This is a genomic window from Pseudoalteromonas mucoides (assembly GCF_049257175.1).
In the GTDB taxonomy this organism is placed as follows: Bacteria; Pseudomonadota; Gammaproteobacteria; order Enterobacterales; family Alteromonadaceae; genus Pseudoalteromonas.
On record NZ_JBMMUC010000003.1, the window covers coordinates 201,093 to 215,057 of the forward strand.

General features: G+C 41.8%; 12 protein-coding genes. 2 read left to right on the forward strand and 10 right to left on the reverse strand.

The window, feature by feature from the left end; genetic code table 11:
- Positions 1-102: 102 nt before the first annotated feature.
- The 4 genes from greA to dapB all read right to left on the reverse strand — a co-directional run bounded on the left by greA (position 103) and on the right by dapB (position 6,010).
- Entirely contained in the window at positions 103-579 is a 477-nt protein-coding gene (gene greA, locus AAEU30_RS04270) for a transcription elongation factor GreA (protein ID WP_421959458.1), read from the reverse strand.
- Positions 580-630: 51 nt separating this feature from the next.
- The gene (gene carB, locus AAEU30_RS04275; protein WP_421959459.1) at positions 631-3,849 is read right to left on the reverse strand and encodes a carbamoyl-phosphate synthase large subunit; all 3,219 of its coding nucleotides are present in this window, start codon (positions 3,847-3,849) and stop codon (positions 631-633) included.
- A gap of 16 nt (positions 3,850-3,865) precedes the next feature.
- Positions 3,866-5,002 (reverse strand): glutamine-hydrolyzing carbamoyl-phosphate synthase small subunit, encoded by a 1,137-nt coding sequence (gene carA / locus AAEU30_RS04280; protein ID WP_421959460.1) that lies wholly within the window; start codon positions 5,000-5,002, stop codon positions 3,866-3,868.
- A gap of 207 nt (positions 5,003-5,209) precedes the next feature.
- Entirely contained in the window at positions 5,210-6,010 is an 801-nt protein-coding gene (gene dapB / locus AAEU30_RS04285; protein ID WP_421959461.1) for a 4-hydroxy-tetrahydrodipicolinate reductase, read from the reverse strand.
- Positions 6,011-6,277: 267 nt separating this feature from the next.
- On the opposite strand from dapB, the gene AAEU30_RS04290 reads away from it, so the two are divergent.
- Together AAEU30_RS04290 and AAEU30_RS04295 are read left to right on the forward strand one after the other, a co-directional pair.
- Complete coding sequence (locus AAEU30_RS04290) at positions 6,278-7,591, forward strand: Na+/H+ antiporter NhaC family protein (RefSeq protein ID WP_421959597.1); 1,314 nt, start codon at positions 6,278-6,280, stop codon at positions 7,589-7,591.
- A gap of 144 nt (positions 7,592-7,735) precedes the next feature.
- Positions 7,736-8,512 (forward strand): nucleoside-binding protein, encoded by a 777-nt coding sequence (locus tag AAEU30_RS04295; RefSeq protein WP_421959462.1) that lies wholly within the window; start codon positions 7,736-7,738, stop codon positions 8,510-8,512.
- A gap of 65 nt (positions 8,513-8,577) precedes the next feature.
- On the opposite strand, the gene AAEU30_RS04300 is transcribed toward AAEU30_RS04295, so the two are convergent.
- The 6 genes from AAEU30_RS04300 to nudC all read right to left on the reverse strand — a co-directional run bounded on the left by AAEU30_RS04300 (position 8,578) and on the right by nudC (position 13,927).
- Positions 8,578-9,366 carry a putative porin gene (locus AAEU30_RS04300; RefSeq protein ID WP_421959463.1) on the reverse strand — a complete coding sequence of 263 codons (789 nt, stop codon included), beginning with the start codon at positions 9,364-9,366 and terminating at the stop codon, positions 8,578-8,580.
- A 219-nt stretch (positions 9,367-9,585) separates the two neighbouring features.
- Positions 9,586-9,960: a PH domain-containing protein gene (locus AAEU30_RS04305; RefSeq protein ID WP_421959464.1), complete on the reverse strand. Its 375-nt coding sequence runs from the start codon at positions 9,958-9,960 to the stop codon at positions 9,586-9,588.
- A complete protein-coding gene (locus tag AAEU30_RS04310; protein ID WP_421959465.1) occupies positions 9,960-10,871 on the reverse strand; it encodes an ABC transporter ATP-binding protein in 912 nt (303 codons plus the stop codon). Before AAEU30_RS04310 ends, AAEU30_RS04305 begins: the two co-directional genes overlap by 1 nt.
- Positions 10,868-11,686 carry a DUF2705 family protein gene (locus tag AAEU30_RS04315; RefSeq protein WP_421959466.1) on the reverse strand — a complete coding sequence of 273 codons (819 nt, stop codon included), beginning with the start codon at positions 11,684-11,686 and terminating at the stop codon, positions 10,868-10,870. Before AAEU30_RS04315 ends, AAEU30_RS04310 begins: the two co-directional genes overlap by 4 nt.
- A 122-nt stretch (positions 11,687-11,808) precedes the next feature.
- A complete protein-coding gene (locus AAEU30_RS04320) occupies positions 11,809-12,990 on the reverse strand; it encodes a cystathionine beta-lyase (protein ID WP_421959467.1) in 1,182 nt (393 codons plus the stop codon).
- 13 nt (positions 12,991-13,003) lie between these two features.
- Entirely contained in the window at positions 13,004-13,927 is a 924-nt protein-coding gene (nudC, locus tag AAEU30_RS04325) for an NAD(+) diphosphatase (RefSeq protein ID WP_421959468.1), read from the reverse strand.
- Between the last annotated feature and the right edge of the window lie 38 nt (positions 13,928-13,965).

Sequence of the window (13,965 nt, forward strand, 5' to 3'; positions counted from 1 at the left end):
AAGCTACCGAAATAATCAAGCTGTGTCTAATTTAGCTCACGCATAAAAAAACCGCTGCGATAACGCAGCGGTTTCTATCAAAACGCAAAGTCAGGAAAGTATTTAAACGTACTCAACCTCGATAACTTCGTATTCAACATCGCCGTTAGGGGTTTTAATGATCACAGCATCATCTGCCTGTTTACCAATTAAACCGCGTGCGATTGGTGAGTTTACCGAAATACGATTATTTTTTATATCTGCTTCGTCATCACCCACAATTTGGTACGTTACTTCAGCATCAGTTTCAACATTAACGATTGTTACTGTAGTGCCAAAGATCACTTTACCGGTGTTTGGTAATTTTGTTACATCAATAATTTGTACGTTTGAAAGCTTCGCTTCAATTTCTTGAATACGGCCTTCGCAAAAACCCTGTTGTTCACGCGCCGCGTGATATTCAGCATTTTCTTTTAAGTCACCATGTTCTCGTGCGTCTGCTATATCAGCAACGATTTTAGGACGGGTAACTGTTTTTAATTCGTTAAGCTCTTGGCGCAATAATTCTGCTCCACGAACTGTCATCGGAATTGTTTGCATACTTTTCTCACTTAATCCCAAGGCCGCAAAACACGGCCTTGGCACATTTCCTTAGTTCAATCGCTGATGTAGTTCTTGAACTGACGTCACTTTGCTACGGTCATCCGCTTGGTTAGCAGTACAGTTAGCAAATGCCGCATTCAAGGTTGTCGTGTAATTGGTTTTGTTTTGCAATGCACCACGACGCAACACCTTCGAGTCTTCGATCGCTTGGCGACCTTCGGTAGTATTTACGATATAGCTGTATTCTTTATTCTTGATGTTATCAAGAATATGAGGGCGGCCTTCAAATACTTTGTTTACACGGCGTACTTCAATACCTGCAGCTTTAAGGGCTTCGGCTGTACCACCTGTAGCATCTATTTTAAAACCAAGATCAGTCATGGTTTTAGCGAGTTCTACAATACGTGGCTTATCGCTATTACGTACCGATAGTAACGCGCGACCGCCGCGTGGTAAAGTATTGCTTGCACCTAATTGTGCTTTTGCGAATGCTTCGGCGAAAGTATCACCAACACCCATTACCTCACCCGTTGAGCGCATTTCTGGGCCTCGGATTGGATCAACACCTTGGAACTTAGCAAACGGTAATACAACTTCTTTTACGCTGTAATACGGTGGAATAACTTCTTTGGTGATCCCTTGGCTTGCAAGTGATTGACCTGCCATACAACGTGCCGCTACTTTGGCAAGAGCTACACCTGTCGCTTTAGATACAAATGGTACTGTACGTGCGGCACGCGGGTTTACTTCGATTAAATACACTTTGCCATCTTTAACAGCAAACTGTGTATTCATTAAACCAACTACGCCAAGCTCAAGTGCCATATCTGTCACTTGCTTACGCATCACATCTTGCACTTCTTGCGTTAATGAGTGCGCAGGCAATGAACACGCTGAGTCACCTGAGTGAACACCGGCTTGTTCAATGTGTTCCATGATACCACCGATAATTACTTGCTCGCCGTCGCAAATCGCGTCAACGTCAACTTCAATCGCGTTATCTAAGAAACGGTCAAGTAGTACTGGCGCTTCGTTTGATGCAGATACGGCTTCAGTCATGTAACGACGTAAATCTTGCTCGTCATACACAATTTCCATTGCACGGCCACCGAGTACATACGAAGGACGTACCACTAGAGGGAAACCAATTTCAGTTGATTTAGCAATCGCTTCTTCTGTTGAAGTCACTGTCGCGTTTTCTGGCTGTAATAAATCAAGACGTTCAACTAATTGTTGGAAACGTTCACGGTCTTCTGCTCGGTCGATTGCATCTGGAGAAGTACCAATCACTGGCACACCATTGGCTTCAAGTTCACGGGCAAGTTTAAGTGGTGTTTGACCACCATATTGCACGATAACGCCTTTTGGCTTTTCAACTCGTACGATTTCTAGTACGTCTTCAAGAGTAATTGGCTCGAAGAATAAGCGATCTGATGTGTCATAGTCAGTCGAAACCGTTTCTGGGTTACAGTTAACCATGATTGTTTCATAACCATCATCACGAAGTGCAAGGGCTGCGTGAACACAACAGTAATCAAACTCAATGCCTTGACCGATACGGTTAGGACCACCACCGATAACCATGATTTTATCACGATCAGATGGGTTCGCTTCACACTCTTCATCGTATGATGAGTACATGTAAGCAGTATCAGAGCTAAACTCTGCCGCGCAGGTATCAACGCGCTTATAAACTGGCACGATGTTTAACTGATGACGTTTTTTACGAATTTCAGCTTCAGATACACCGGCAATTTCAGCGATACGTGGGTCTGCAAAACCTTTACGCTTTAATTTACGTAGGAAGTCAGCATTTAAGCCTGCCATACCTACTTCTGAAATTTTAGCTTCGTCTTTTAAGATGTCTTCAATCTGTACTAAGTACCAAGGGTCAATCTTAGTCAGTTCGAACACATCATCAACGCTCATGCCATGGCGCATTGCATCTGCAATGTACCAAATGCGCTCTGCACCGGGCTCACGTAATTCACGAATGATTTTTTCTTTCGCTTTCGGGTCATCCAAGGCAACTATCGGGTTAAAGCCCGTTGCGCCAACTTCAAGACCACGTAATGCTTTGTGTAATGACTCTTGTTGGTTACGACCAATCGCCATTACTTCACCAACAGACTTCATTTGCGTTGTTAGACGGTCGTTAGCACCGGCAAATTTTTCAAAGTTAAAGCGTGGGATCTTAGTAACAACATAGTCAATTGAAGGCTCAAACGATGCAGGTGTTTTGCCGCCTGTGATATCGTTTTGTAGCTCATCAAGGGTGTAACCTACAGCAAGCTTTGCTGCGATTTTAGCAATTGGGAAACCCGTTGCTTTAGAAGCGAGTGCAGATGAACGTGATACACGAGGGTTCATCTCAATGATAACCATACGGCCATCAACTGGATTAACACCAAACTGTACGTTAGAACCACCCGTTTCAACACCAATTTCACGTAGTACCGCCATAGAGGCATTACGCATTAATTGATATTCTTTGTCGGTAAGTGTTTGCGCTGGTGCAACTGTGATTGAGTCACCTGTGTGCACACCCATTGGGTCAAAGTTTTCAATAGAACACACGATAATACAGTTGTCTTTTTTGTCGCGGACAACTTCCATTTCGTATTCTTTCCAGCCGATTAATGATTCATCAATCAATAATTCACTGGTTGGCGAAAGGTCTAAGCCGCGCTCACAGATTTCTTCAAACTCTTCCATGTTGTAAGCCACACCACCACCGGTGCCGCCCATAGTGAAAGAAGGACGAATAATACATGGTAGGCCAATGCGCGTCATTGTATCGCGAGCTTCATCCATTGAGTGAGCAATTTCTGCACGTGGGCATTCTAAGCCGATGTTTCTCATTGCAACATCGAAACGCTCACGGTTTTCTGCTTTATCAATTGCATCCGCTGTTGCGCCAATTAGCTCAACGCCGTGCTTAGCCAATACACCGTGCTTGTCTAAATCAAGCGCACAGTTTAATGCCGTTTGACCACCCATTGTAGGAAGGACTGCATCAGGCTTTTCTTTTTCAATGATTTTTTCTACTACTTCCCAATGAATTGGTTCGATGTACGTCGCATCAGCCATTTCAGGGTCAGTCATAATTGTTGCAGGGTTAGAGTTAACTAAGATAACTCGATAACCCTCTTCTCTAAGTGCTTTACACGCTTGAGCACCAGAGTAGTCAAATTCACAGGCCTGGCCGATTACAATCGGGCCAGCGCCTAGGATAAGAATGCTTTTTAAATCGGTACGTTTTGGCATTATTACTCCAGTCTAATTAGTTGTTACGCGCTTGCATCAAGTCGATGAAGTGGTCAAATAATGGGGCTGCATCGTGCGGACCTGGGCTTGCTTCTGGGTGACCTTGGAAGCTAAACGCTGGCTTATCGGTGCGGTGAATACCTTGTAATGTGCCGTCAAATAATGATTTGTGCGTTGCACGAAGGTTAGCTGGCAAGCTTGCTTCGTCAGCAGCAAAACCGTGGTTTTGTGCAGTGATCATTACAACGTCGCGGTCTAAGTCTTTTACAGGGTGGTTACCACCATGATGACCGAACTTCATTTTTGCGGTTTTTGCACCTGATGCTAATGCTAATAATTGATGGCCTAAACAAATACCAAATATTGGCGTATCTGTTTCTAAAAAGGCTTTGATTGCATCAATTGCGTATGTACATGGCTCTGGATCACCTGGACCATTTGATAAAAAGATACCATCTGGGTTTAGTGCTAATACGTCTGCTGCCGAGGTTTGTGCAGGCACAACGGTTAGTTTACAGCCACGGTCTACTAACATACGTAAGATATTACGCTTTACACCGAAGTCGTAGGCTACAACGTGAAACTTTTCATCAGCCGCATCTAAGGTTTTAAACCCTGCGCCTAATGCCCAGCTTGATTCACGCCACTCAAAATTTTCCTTGGTTGAGACTACTTTTGCTAAATCCATGCCTTTTAAGCCTGGGAAGGCTTGCGCAGCTGCGAGCGCTTTGCTTTCGTCGATATCATCACCAGCTATAATACAGCCGTTTTGAGCACCTTTATCGCGCAAAATACGCGTCAGTTTACGAGTGTCGATATCTGCAATACCTAAGATATTGCGTTGTTTTAAGTAATCATCTAACGATTGCTCGTTACGGAAATTACTTGCTAGCAGTGGCAAATCACGGATCACTAGGCCTTTCGCCCAAATGTGACCCGCTTCTTCGTCTTCGCTGTTAGTACCCGTATTACCGATATGTGGGTACGTCAAAGTTACGATTTGTTCCGCGTATGAAGGGTCAGTCAGGATTTCCTGATAACCAGTCATAGACGTATTGAATACTACTTCACCGACTGACATGCCGTCAGCGCCGATTGCAGTACCGCGAAACACTGTGCCGTCTTCTAGAACTAACAGAGCGGATTTAGTCAAGTTAACCTCCTAACAGTAAAAAACGGGAGTAAAGTCATTTGCTTTACTACCCGTTTATAGCGATTGGAAACACGCAATTATGAATTTTTGGCAAATTGGCGCTATTTTATAGCAATTTACGCTTTAGGTCTAACGATAATTCATTAAATAGCAAAAATAAGCACTACCAACCAAAAAACACTTCAAACCGCCAAAAATGCACCTTAACTACTTCAAGTCAAGCACATCTTGCATATCATAAAGTCCAACCGGTTTGTTTTTCAACCAGCCTGCAGCTCTTACCGCACCTAATGCAAAGGTCATTCGAGAACTCGCTTTGTGAGTTAATTCTAGCCTTTCGCCAGAAGTTGCGAAATATGCTGTGTGTTCACCAACTATATCGCCACCTCTGAGTACTGAATAGCCGATTTCTTTTTGTGATTTAGCTTGTTCAACTTGGCTACGATCATAAACGGCAACTTCATCGTGCTCCCACCCTTTCGCCTGTGCAATTGCTTCGCCAATGGCTAATGCCGTGCCCGATGGCGCATCAATTTTATGGCGATGATGTGCTTCAAATATTTCGATATCAAGATCATCACCAAATTTCGTCGCGGCAGTTTGCACTAAGTTAAGCAGCAAATTAACGCCAACGCTATAATTGCGGGCAAAAACGATTGGGATATGCTTAGCGGCTTCATTTAGAGCCTGCATATCATCATCACTTAGGCCCGTGGTGCCGATAACCATTGCGATATTATTTGCTACGGCAGTTTTTAAATGTGCGCGCATACCAGCAGGTAAAGTAAAATCGATTAAAACGTCAATATCATTTGCCAATTCACGCTCATCACTAAAAGTAACATCGAGTGGCGCAGCGCTATTTAATTTATTCACCGCAATATTTAACAAAGGTGAACTACTACGGACATAGGCTGCAGCTAACTCGGCATTGTTATTTTTGTGTGCGGCTTCTACTAACGCCAACCCCATTCTTCCGTTTGCGCCAAATACGCCAATTCGATTCATATTAATAACCTTTGCAAATTAAGTGAACTAGATTTTATCTAAAACTCGTGTAATAGTCAGGTAACCCTTTTAAAAAATAATAATAACAGATACCCATAGACTTTAGCCATCTATACATTTAAACTTCCTTTTTGCGCCGATTTGGTCTTTGGCTTGCGGGCGCTGTTGTTCATCTTATCATTTTGATAAGACAACCAACTAAATTCAGCTAAAAAAGGGAAGTTTTGGCTGTATTTAGTTGAGAAAAGTTATCTAACGAGGAATATGATGCAGCCATCATTTAATAAAACTAACGCAAAGCTCTCTTTGCTGCCCCTACTTACCTTTGTAGCCTTATTTTTAGGCGCAGGTCTATATTTACAATCACAAGGGGTCGATTACGCCTTTTATCAGCTTCCAGCTCCTGTTGCGATTTTACCCGCCATTATGTTGGCGTTTATCCTCAATAAAAACACCATCAATCACAGCGTTGAAACCTTTATAAAGGGCGCTGGGCATAACAATATTATTACCATGTGTTTAATTTACCTACTCGCAGGTGCTTTTTCTGCTGTAGCAGGTGCCACTGGTGGTGTTGATGCGGTTGTAAATGCAGGTTTATCACTTATTCCTCCTGCTTTATTACTGCCTGGTTTATTTTTAATTGCCGCAGTAGTATCAACAGCAATGGGTACCTCAATGGGCACTATCGGCGCTATTGGCCCTATTGCGTATGCGGTATCAATTAAAACCGGTATCGACCCTGCCTTAATGGCAGGTACCATTGTATCTGGCGCCATGTTTGGTGATAATTTATCAATCATTTCAGACACCACAATTGCTGCCACACGTACTCAAGGTTGTGAAATGAAAGATAAGTTTCGTGAGAATTTAAAAATCGCCTTACCAGCGGCTATTCTTACTATAGGCCTATTATTCTTCTTAACCCCTGCAGCACAAGCGGTAGAAACCAAAGATTACGATCTTCTACTAGTACTCCCGTATGCCTTTATTTTAGTACTGGCGGTAATGGGCTTTAATGTATTTGTGGTGTTATTTAGCGGTATTATATTTGCGGCATTGATGGGCTTTACTGGCAGTTATGAAGGCGCCAGTTTTGTAAAAGACATTTACAAAGGCTTTACCGATATGCAGGAAATCTTTTTGTTATCAATGTTCATTGGTGGCTTATCTGAATTTATTCGCATTAATGGTGGTCTTGATTACATTGCACAAAAAATTCAAGCCATTACAAAAGTAATCGCTAAGTGGCACAGAAAAGTGGCTGATCAGCTAGGCATAGCCGCACTCGTAATGACCAGTAACTTATGCATTGCAAATAATACCGTATCGATAATTGTTGCAGGCCCTATCGCCAAAAAGTTAGCGGATGACGGTGAAATAAGCTCTAAGCGCTCTGCCAGCTTATTAGATATATTTGCCTGTGTTACACAGGGCTCGTTGCCATATGGCGCACAAGCGCTATTACTCGGAGCCACCTTTAAAATTAGTCCATGGGAAGTATCCACATCCTCATACTACTGCTTTATCCTTGCTTTTACAGCGGTTACAGTAATTTGTCTGCGTCGTAATAAGGCTTAATATCTTTTGCAGATACGCTCAAAATTGCGCGTATCTGCTATAATCTTGTCTTGAACTAGAGCATGTTGCACCTTTAGGATTAAAGCTTAGTTAGTCATAAAGTGAAGCATGTTCAGATAACAACCTTAGATTTGAGATAAAACATTGAACAAAACCATTGCCTTAGCTGCCATTTGTTTGGTCAGCGCTTCTAGCCAAGCGGCTAATTGGAGCACCACCGCACTACACCTTAACAATGGTGACTTTAAAAACCCATTTACAGGGCAAGAGTCAAATACCACCATCGCATCACTACAGCACGCTTCGGCTTATGATTATGGCGATAACTTTTTCTTCATTGATTACATTAACGATGCCACTGATGATGGCTACCAAGATAAAGACTTTTATGGTGAATGGTACTCAACGTTTAGCCTGTCGAAAATATCTGGCAACGATATGTCATACGGCGCAATTGCAGATATTGGCCTAACGGCTGGTTTTAATGCAGCTGGCGATTCAAAGGTGTTGAAGTATTTACCAGGTGTAAAAGTAAACTGGCAAGCGCCTGGTTTTACTTTTCTGTCTACATTAGTTACAGCCTACATTGATGATAATGATGGTATAGCCCGCGGTGGGGCGCCAATTGAAACAAATAGCTGGATGTTGGATGTTGCTTGGGGTTACCCATTTTCAATAGGCTCACAAAAATTCAATGTAACAGGCCACGTGGAGTACATCGCTGAACGTGAAAATGAATTTGGTGAAAATGTAAAAGCGTGGATTTTAGCTCAGCCTATTATTACTTGGGATTTAGGCCATGCTATGAGTATGAAAGAGAACACCTTACTGCTTGGCCTTGAATGGCAATATTGGCATAACAAACTTGGTACAGATACCACTGAGTCAGTGCCACAGTTCCACGTAGAGTGGACGTTCTAAACAAAAAATAATTTGTTAACCAAAAAAAGCCTACTTAAAGTAGGCTTTTTTATACAAATTCATAATTAGAACTGTAAGCTTACATTTGCAAAGTAAGCATCATAATCTGAGTCATCCCAGTTATTCGCGTAACCCGCTTTTAAACCTACGTTCTTGTTGAAGAAGTGTTGTGCACCAAAGCTGTAGTCATCATTTTTGTCAAACGTAACAAATGCCGATGTAGCTTTAGAGAAATAGTAGTTAGAGCCTAACTCCCATGAACTACCTGAGTTGTCAGTGTCTGAAATAGTTCCTTCAACTGTTAAGTAGTTACCTTGTTGAAGATCCATGAAGTATTTAGCATTTACGGCACGGTAATCAAACTCATCATCTGATGTTACTGTAAAGCCAACATAATCTGTGCTGTTTAACTGGTGGTTATACGCTAAATCAAATAAAACACGGTTTTCACCGTCTTCAACATCTTCAAATGTTGCTTTTAAAAGCAGATTTGGGTTGAAAAAATAACCTGCTGAAAGCTTAATTACATCAGTGCTAGATGCGTAATCTAGGTTTGAATATTCTGCACCTAGTACAAAGTCTTGTACAAAGTATTCGCCACCAATTGTAGCAACATCACCAAAGTCATCATCACTGTATGCACCATATACATTAGATTGCTTATTGATATAGTCAAATTGGTCGTAAGGACCTAAAGTCGCTTTTGGAGAAAAGTAATAAGTAGAGTCAACGCTGATAGTATCATTGTTGTCTGTATCCTTGTACCCTACATGGCTAATTGAATTGTAGCTATCCGCAGCAGTCGCGGCGCTAGAAAGAAGAATGCTCGAAATAATAACTGCTAATTTTTTCATTGTAAGATTTCCCTATTTATCTTGTTACATTGCTGTTGTGCCTAGCCCATTGACTAAGACGGATGCATGCTAACGCGAGGAAACTGAACGAAAACTTAATCAAGCTATTGTTTTTAAATAACTAATTGTAATAAATTGTGGGAAAATGTAAATAAAAAGTTTGCCAGCACATAAAAGCACTGGCATCAATACAGGTAAAAAACCCGTTATATCAGCGAATTACAAAGCGTATTTAGCGATTATTTTATATACTTCATTAATGTTATCGCCAGCTTTGAAATCTTTACTAATTGGCGTTGGATCAGAGCCAACCCAAATTTTAAGTTCAGCGTCGAGGTCAAAATGCCCTGCACTTTCTTTACTGAACTTCGTTATTTTAGAATAAGCGACACTGATCATTTCCATTTTAGAGCCTGTCATGCCTTGCTTATCAATGAGAATAAGACGCTTATTTGTGAATATAAACATGTCACGTACCACTTTATAGGCTTTTTCGACTTGCTCACCATCAATCATGGTGTTCGCTAAAACTTTTTCTAAATCGCCATCATCTACTTCGCTAGCATTACCCATTAACCCACTTAATAAACCCATTATACTTTCTCCTGTGTAAAAATTTGATTTTCTAAAGTGTGACCATTCACCAATTGACGGTAACGCCACCCTTGTTGATAGCAAAAGTTTAATAACTCAATATCAAACAAATTATCCGATTTTTGATATTCAATAACATACTCTTTGGCCTGACTCATATACACCCGACTAACACCATTTAATGATTGTATTGTTTGCTCAACATTAGAGTAGTTATCAGCAAGTAGTAGGGTCATGAAGTGTTGTGTTTGTTGCTGGCTGCTATCAGCTTGGTGCTCTGTCAACTGGCCTTTATTTAAGTGCAAAACCTGGCCGCAAAGTCGCTCTAACTCTGTTAGATCATGTGAACTTAAAATAAATGTAGCTTCGTTACTTAAAGTTGCTACCAATTCACGTACTTCTCGCGCATGAATTGGATCAAGCCCTGCTGTGGCTTCATCGAGCATGACTATTTCAGGTTTACCTATCAGCGCTTGAGCAATTGTTACGCGTTTACGCATCCCGTGGGATAAATCGTCAGAGCGTTGCTTAGCGACCTCCCCTAATCCGACTAAATCAAGTACCCGCAGTGCTTCAATTTGACTTTGCTTGTTAGAAAGCCCTTGTAGTTGCCCATAAAATGCTAACTGGTGCGCAATACTAAAACGAGGGTCTAATTGCGCATCTTGTGGGAGCGCACTTAGTTTACCAAATAATTCACTGCTGCCAGGCTTATGCCCTAAGACAGTTAGCTGACCATGCGTCGGTAAAATATACCCACATAGCAAGCTAAATAAAGTGGTTTTTCCTGCGCCATTTGGGCCAACTAACGCAACGGGAGCGCCCTTATTTATTTCAAAGCTAACATCATCCAGTGCAAGCTTACTACCGTAATGCTTAGATAATGATTGCGCCTGTATTAAAGTAGTCATAGCGAACTCCTGGCAAAAATACGTTGAGCAACAGCGAGAAAAATAGCACTTTGTAATAAGGGGATGCCGACACTATTTAACAAGTTTGAATTTTGACCCGCCATTTGATCAAGTTGAACACCTGGGAATACATAATCAAGCGCAGCTAAAGCTGGCACCTGCCATGATAAAATTCCTACCACAATATTACCTAACGCAAAGAATAATATTGCTAGCACTAATGCCAGCCTTGCCGAACGTGCAAATGTGTTTAATAAAGTCATTAACGCTATAAAAGGCATAACCGCTATCATCAAGTAACACAACAGTATAAAGCTACGACTAAGGCCACTCATTAATAAACTTGACTCTCTAAATACCATTACAGCTAACGTGGCAATCAAGGTCACTGCCATCAAGGCTGCTAAAATCAGTAATTGGCCTAAAAATCGGCCAAATAAAATTTCATTTCTTGTTGAGCGCAAAGTTAGAAAGCGCAATGTGCCGCGCTGCTTATCTCCGACAATTTGGTCACTGCACAAAAACAAGCAAAAACTCGGAAAGCTATACAAGGCTATCAACCAATACATAGCCAGTTCGGCTTCGGGCCAATCGAGTAATTTACTTAACCCAATCGCACCAAAAACTTGTTGTGCAAGTTCGGCCATCTCATCAGAGCTAATAATACTCACCGCTTGACCTATGGGGTAACGTAAAACTAACAACCAACAAATGGTAAAGGCTGCTACTGCAAGTAGCCCGCGCTTAGTCATAAATAGCCTGACAAGCTCAAACTGTGCGATTTTAAATAATCGCTGTGGGTGTATCTGCGTCACTGATGTTCCTCTTTAATACAACATACTTAGTACACTAAGGGCAAACGTATTGAATTACTAGCAAAAAAAAGCTCACCAACGGTGAGCTTTGTAACAATTGATGAAAATGTAACAGCTAAATTTTAAAGGTGCTGTTGATATACGTCTAACGCTTGCGCTAAATCAGCAATTAAATCATCCACATCTTCAAGGCCTATATGTAAGCGGATCACTGGCCCTTGCTCCCAGCCGGTTGCAGAGCGTAAGTTTTTCATCGTTAAATTAGCGGTGACTAAGCTTTCGAATCCCCCCCATGAGAAACCCATTTTAAAATGAGTTAAGCTATCTAAGAATGCATCTATAGCTTGCTGGTTTCCTTGCTTCATAACAAATGAAAATAAACCATTACTGCCATCAAAGTCACGCTTGAAAAACTCATGCCCTGGGCATGTACTAAACGCAGGGTGGCGAATATGATCAACAAGACTGTGTTGCTCCAACCACGTTGCCACTTCAATCGCCGCTTTTTCATGCTGGTTTAACCGCACAGCCATGGTTCGTAATCCGCGAAGTGCTAGATACGCATCATCTGCTGAAGTGCATTGACCTAATAAGTAAGATTGCTCTCGCAGCCTTGGCCAATACTTTTTATTGGCAACCGCAACGCCCATCATCACATCTGAATGGCCAACAATATACTTTGTTGCAGCTTGAATACTAATATCAACACCATGCTCCAAAGGGCGATAATGTAAACCATTACCATAGGTGTTATCTAACATGGTCATGACGCCTTGTTCATTCGCAACAGCAACCATGGCAGGCACATCTTGGATTTCCATAGTGATTGAACCTGGTGACTCTAAAAACAATACTTTTGTATTCTCTTTAATAAGCGACTTTATTCCGGCGCCAATAGTCGCTGGGTAGTAAGTTGTTTCCACACCAAAACCAGCTAAAATCTTATCGCAAAAATCACGAGTTGGCTCATACGCGGTATCGACCATAAGTATATGATCACCCGCTTTCACAAAGGCTAGCAATGCACTGCTAATCGCTGCTGCACCACACGGATACAGCGCACAACCTTCACCACCTTCAAGCTCAGTGATTGCCTCTTGCAAAGCAAAGTGAGTAGTGGTGCCACGGCGACCATAAAAAAGTGTTTTATCGCCACGTTTTTTTGCCGCATTTTTTAGTTCATCAACCGAATCGAATACCACGGTTGATGCGCGTTGTACCACTGGATTTACAACGCCATGTGTATAAGCTTTTTTTCTACCGCTACTGACTAATTGCGTGTTCAAATTTGTTTTACTGGTCATTATTAATCCTTCTTTAGTCTTTTTGGTTAAGCCAATAGTTTATTAAATAGCGAGAAATTGAGTCAGTCCGGGGTAACTTTAAGTGATCCCCTTCTTCATGCCAATTGCCAAATTTTCTCAGCTCTTCGCGGCTAAACCACTGTGCATCATCTAATTCATCTTTATCTACTTGGATATTTTCTGTCACTGCTTCACAGATAAAGCCAAGCATAATAGATGAAGGAAATGGCCAAGGCTGTGAAGCAATATAACGAACATTGTCAACCACAATCCCAGCCTCTTCCATCACTTCTCGGGCAACAGCTTGTTCAAGGGTTTCACCGGGGTCAACAAAACCAGCAAGAGATGAATACATACCTTGAGCCCATACAGCTTGTCGACCAAGTAAACAACGCTCAACTCCATCAGCGAATGTACGTGTTACCACCATGATAACGGCAGGATCGGTTCGAGGAAACGTTTGATGTTTACATGCAGAATTACTACACAAACGTGAGTGACCTGCCTCAACTAATTGATTTTGCGCGCCGCAACGACCACAAAATTTATGGGTTGCATGCCAATAACACAGCCCTCGAGCGAGTGCAGCCATTGATCCATGTAGCATATCAACTTGCGCACCATAACGACGAATATCGACAAATTCAGCGCCTTCACTAAGCGCTAGTAAATCAGTGTCGCATAGCTCACTGACATCCAAAGCAAAGTGATTTATTTTTTGTTCGTCGAAACCAAGAAAAATACTCTGTTCCAAATCAAGATGACTGACTTTATCGTGGGCTAAAAAAGTCACTGCAACACTGTCTTTATTAAAGAGCGTATGATTGTTATGAACTAATAACCACCTACTCTGCTGATTTTTTTGTGCTGACAACCATTGCGCATTTTTTCTTAAATTAGATGCACGATCCAATGCCATATTGCTGTAATTTAGCATTGCTGCCCCTTTTACTGTTTAGATGGCTAAAACTAACA

Coding starts and splice junctions, on each gene's coding strand:
- greA (WP_421959458.1), bottom strand. CDS start 579: ATGCAAACAATTCCGATGACAGTTCGTGGAGCAGAATTATTGCGCCAA.
- carB (WP_421959459.1), bottom strand. CDS start 3,849: ATGCCAAAACGTACCGATTTAAAAAGCATTCTTATCCTAGGCGCTGGC.
- dapB (WP_421959461.1), bottom strand. CDS start 6,010: ATGAATCGAATTGGCGTATTTGGCGCAAACGGAAGAATGGGGTTGGCG.
- AAEU30_RS04290 (WP_421959597.1), top strand. CDS start 6,278: ATGCAGCCATCATTTAATAAAACTAACGCAAAGCTCTCTTTGCTGCCC.
- AAEU30_RS04300 (WP_421959463.1), bottom strand. CDS start 9,366: ATGAAAAAATTAGCAGTTATTATTTCGAGCATTCTTCTTTCTAGCGCC.
- AAEU30_RS04305 (WP_421959464.1), bottom strand. CDS start 9,960: ATGGGTTTATTAAGTGGGTTAATGGGTAATGCTAGCGAAGTAGATGAT.
- AAEU30_RS04310 (WP_421959465.1), bottom strand. CDS start 10,871: ATGACTACTTTAATACAGGCGCAATCATTATCTAAGCATTACGGTAGT.
- AAEU30_RS04320 (WP_421959467.1), bottom strand. CDS start 12,990: ATGACCAGTAAAACAAATTTGAACACGCAATTAGTCAGTAGCGGTAGA.
- nudC (WP_421959468.1), bottom strand. CDS start 13,927: ATGCTAAATTACAGCAATATGGCATTGGATCGTGCATCTAATTTAAGA.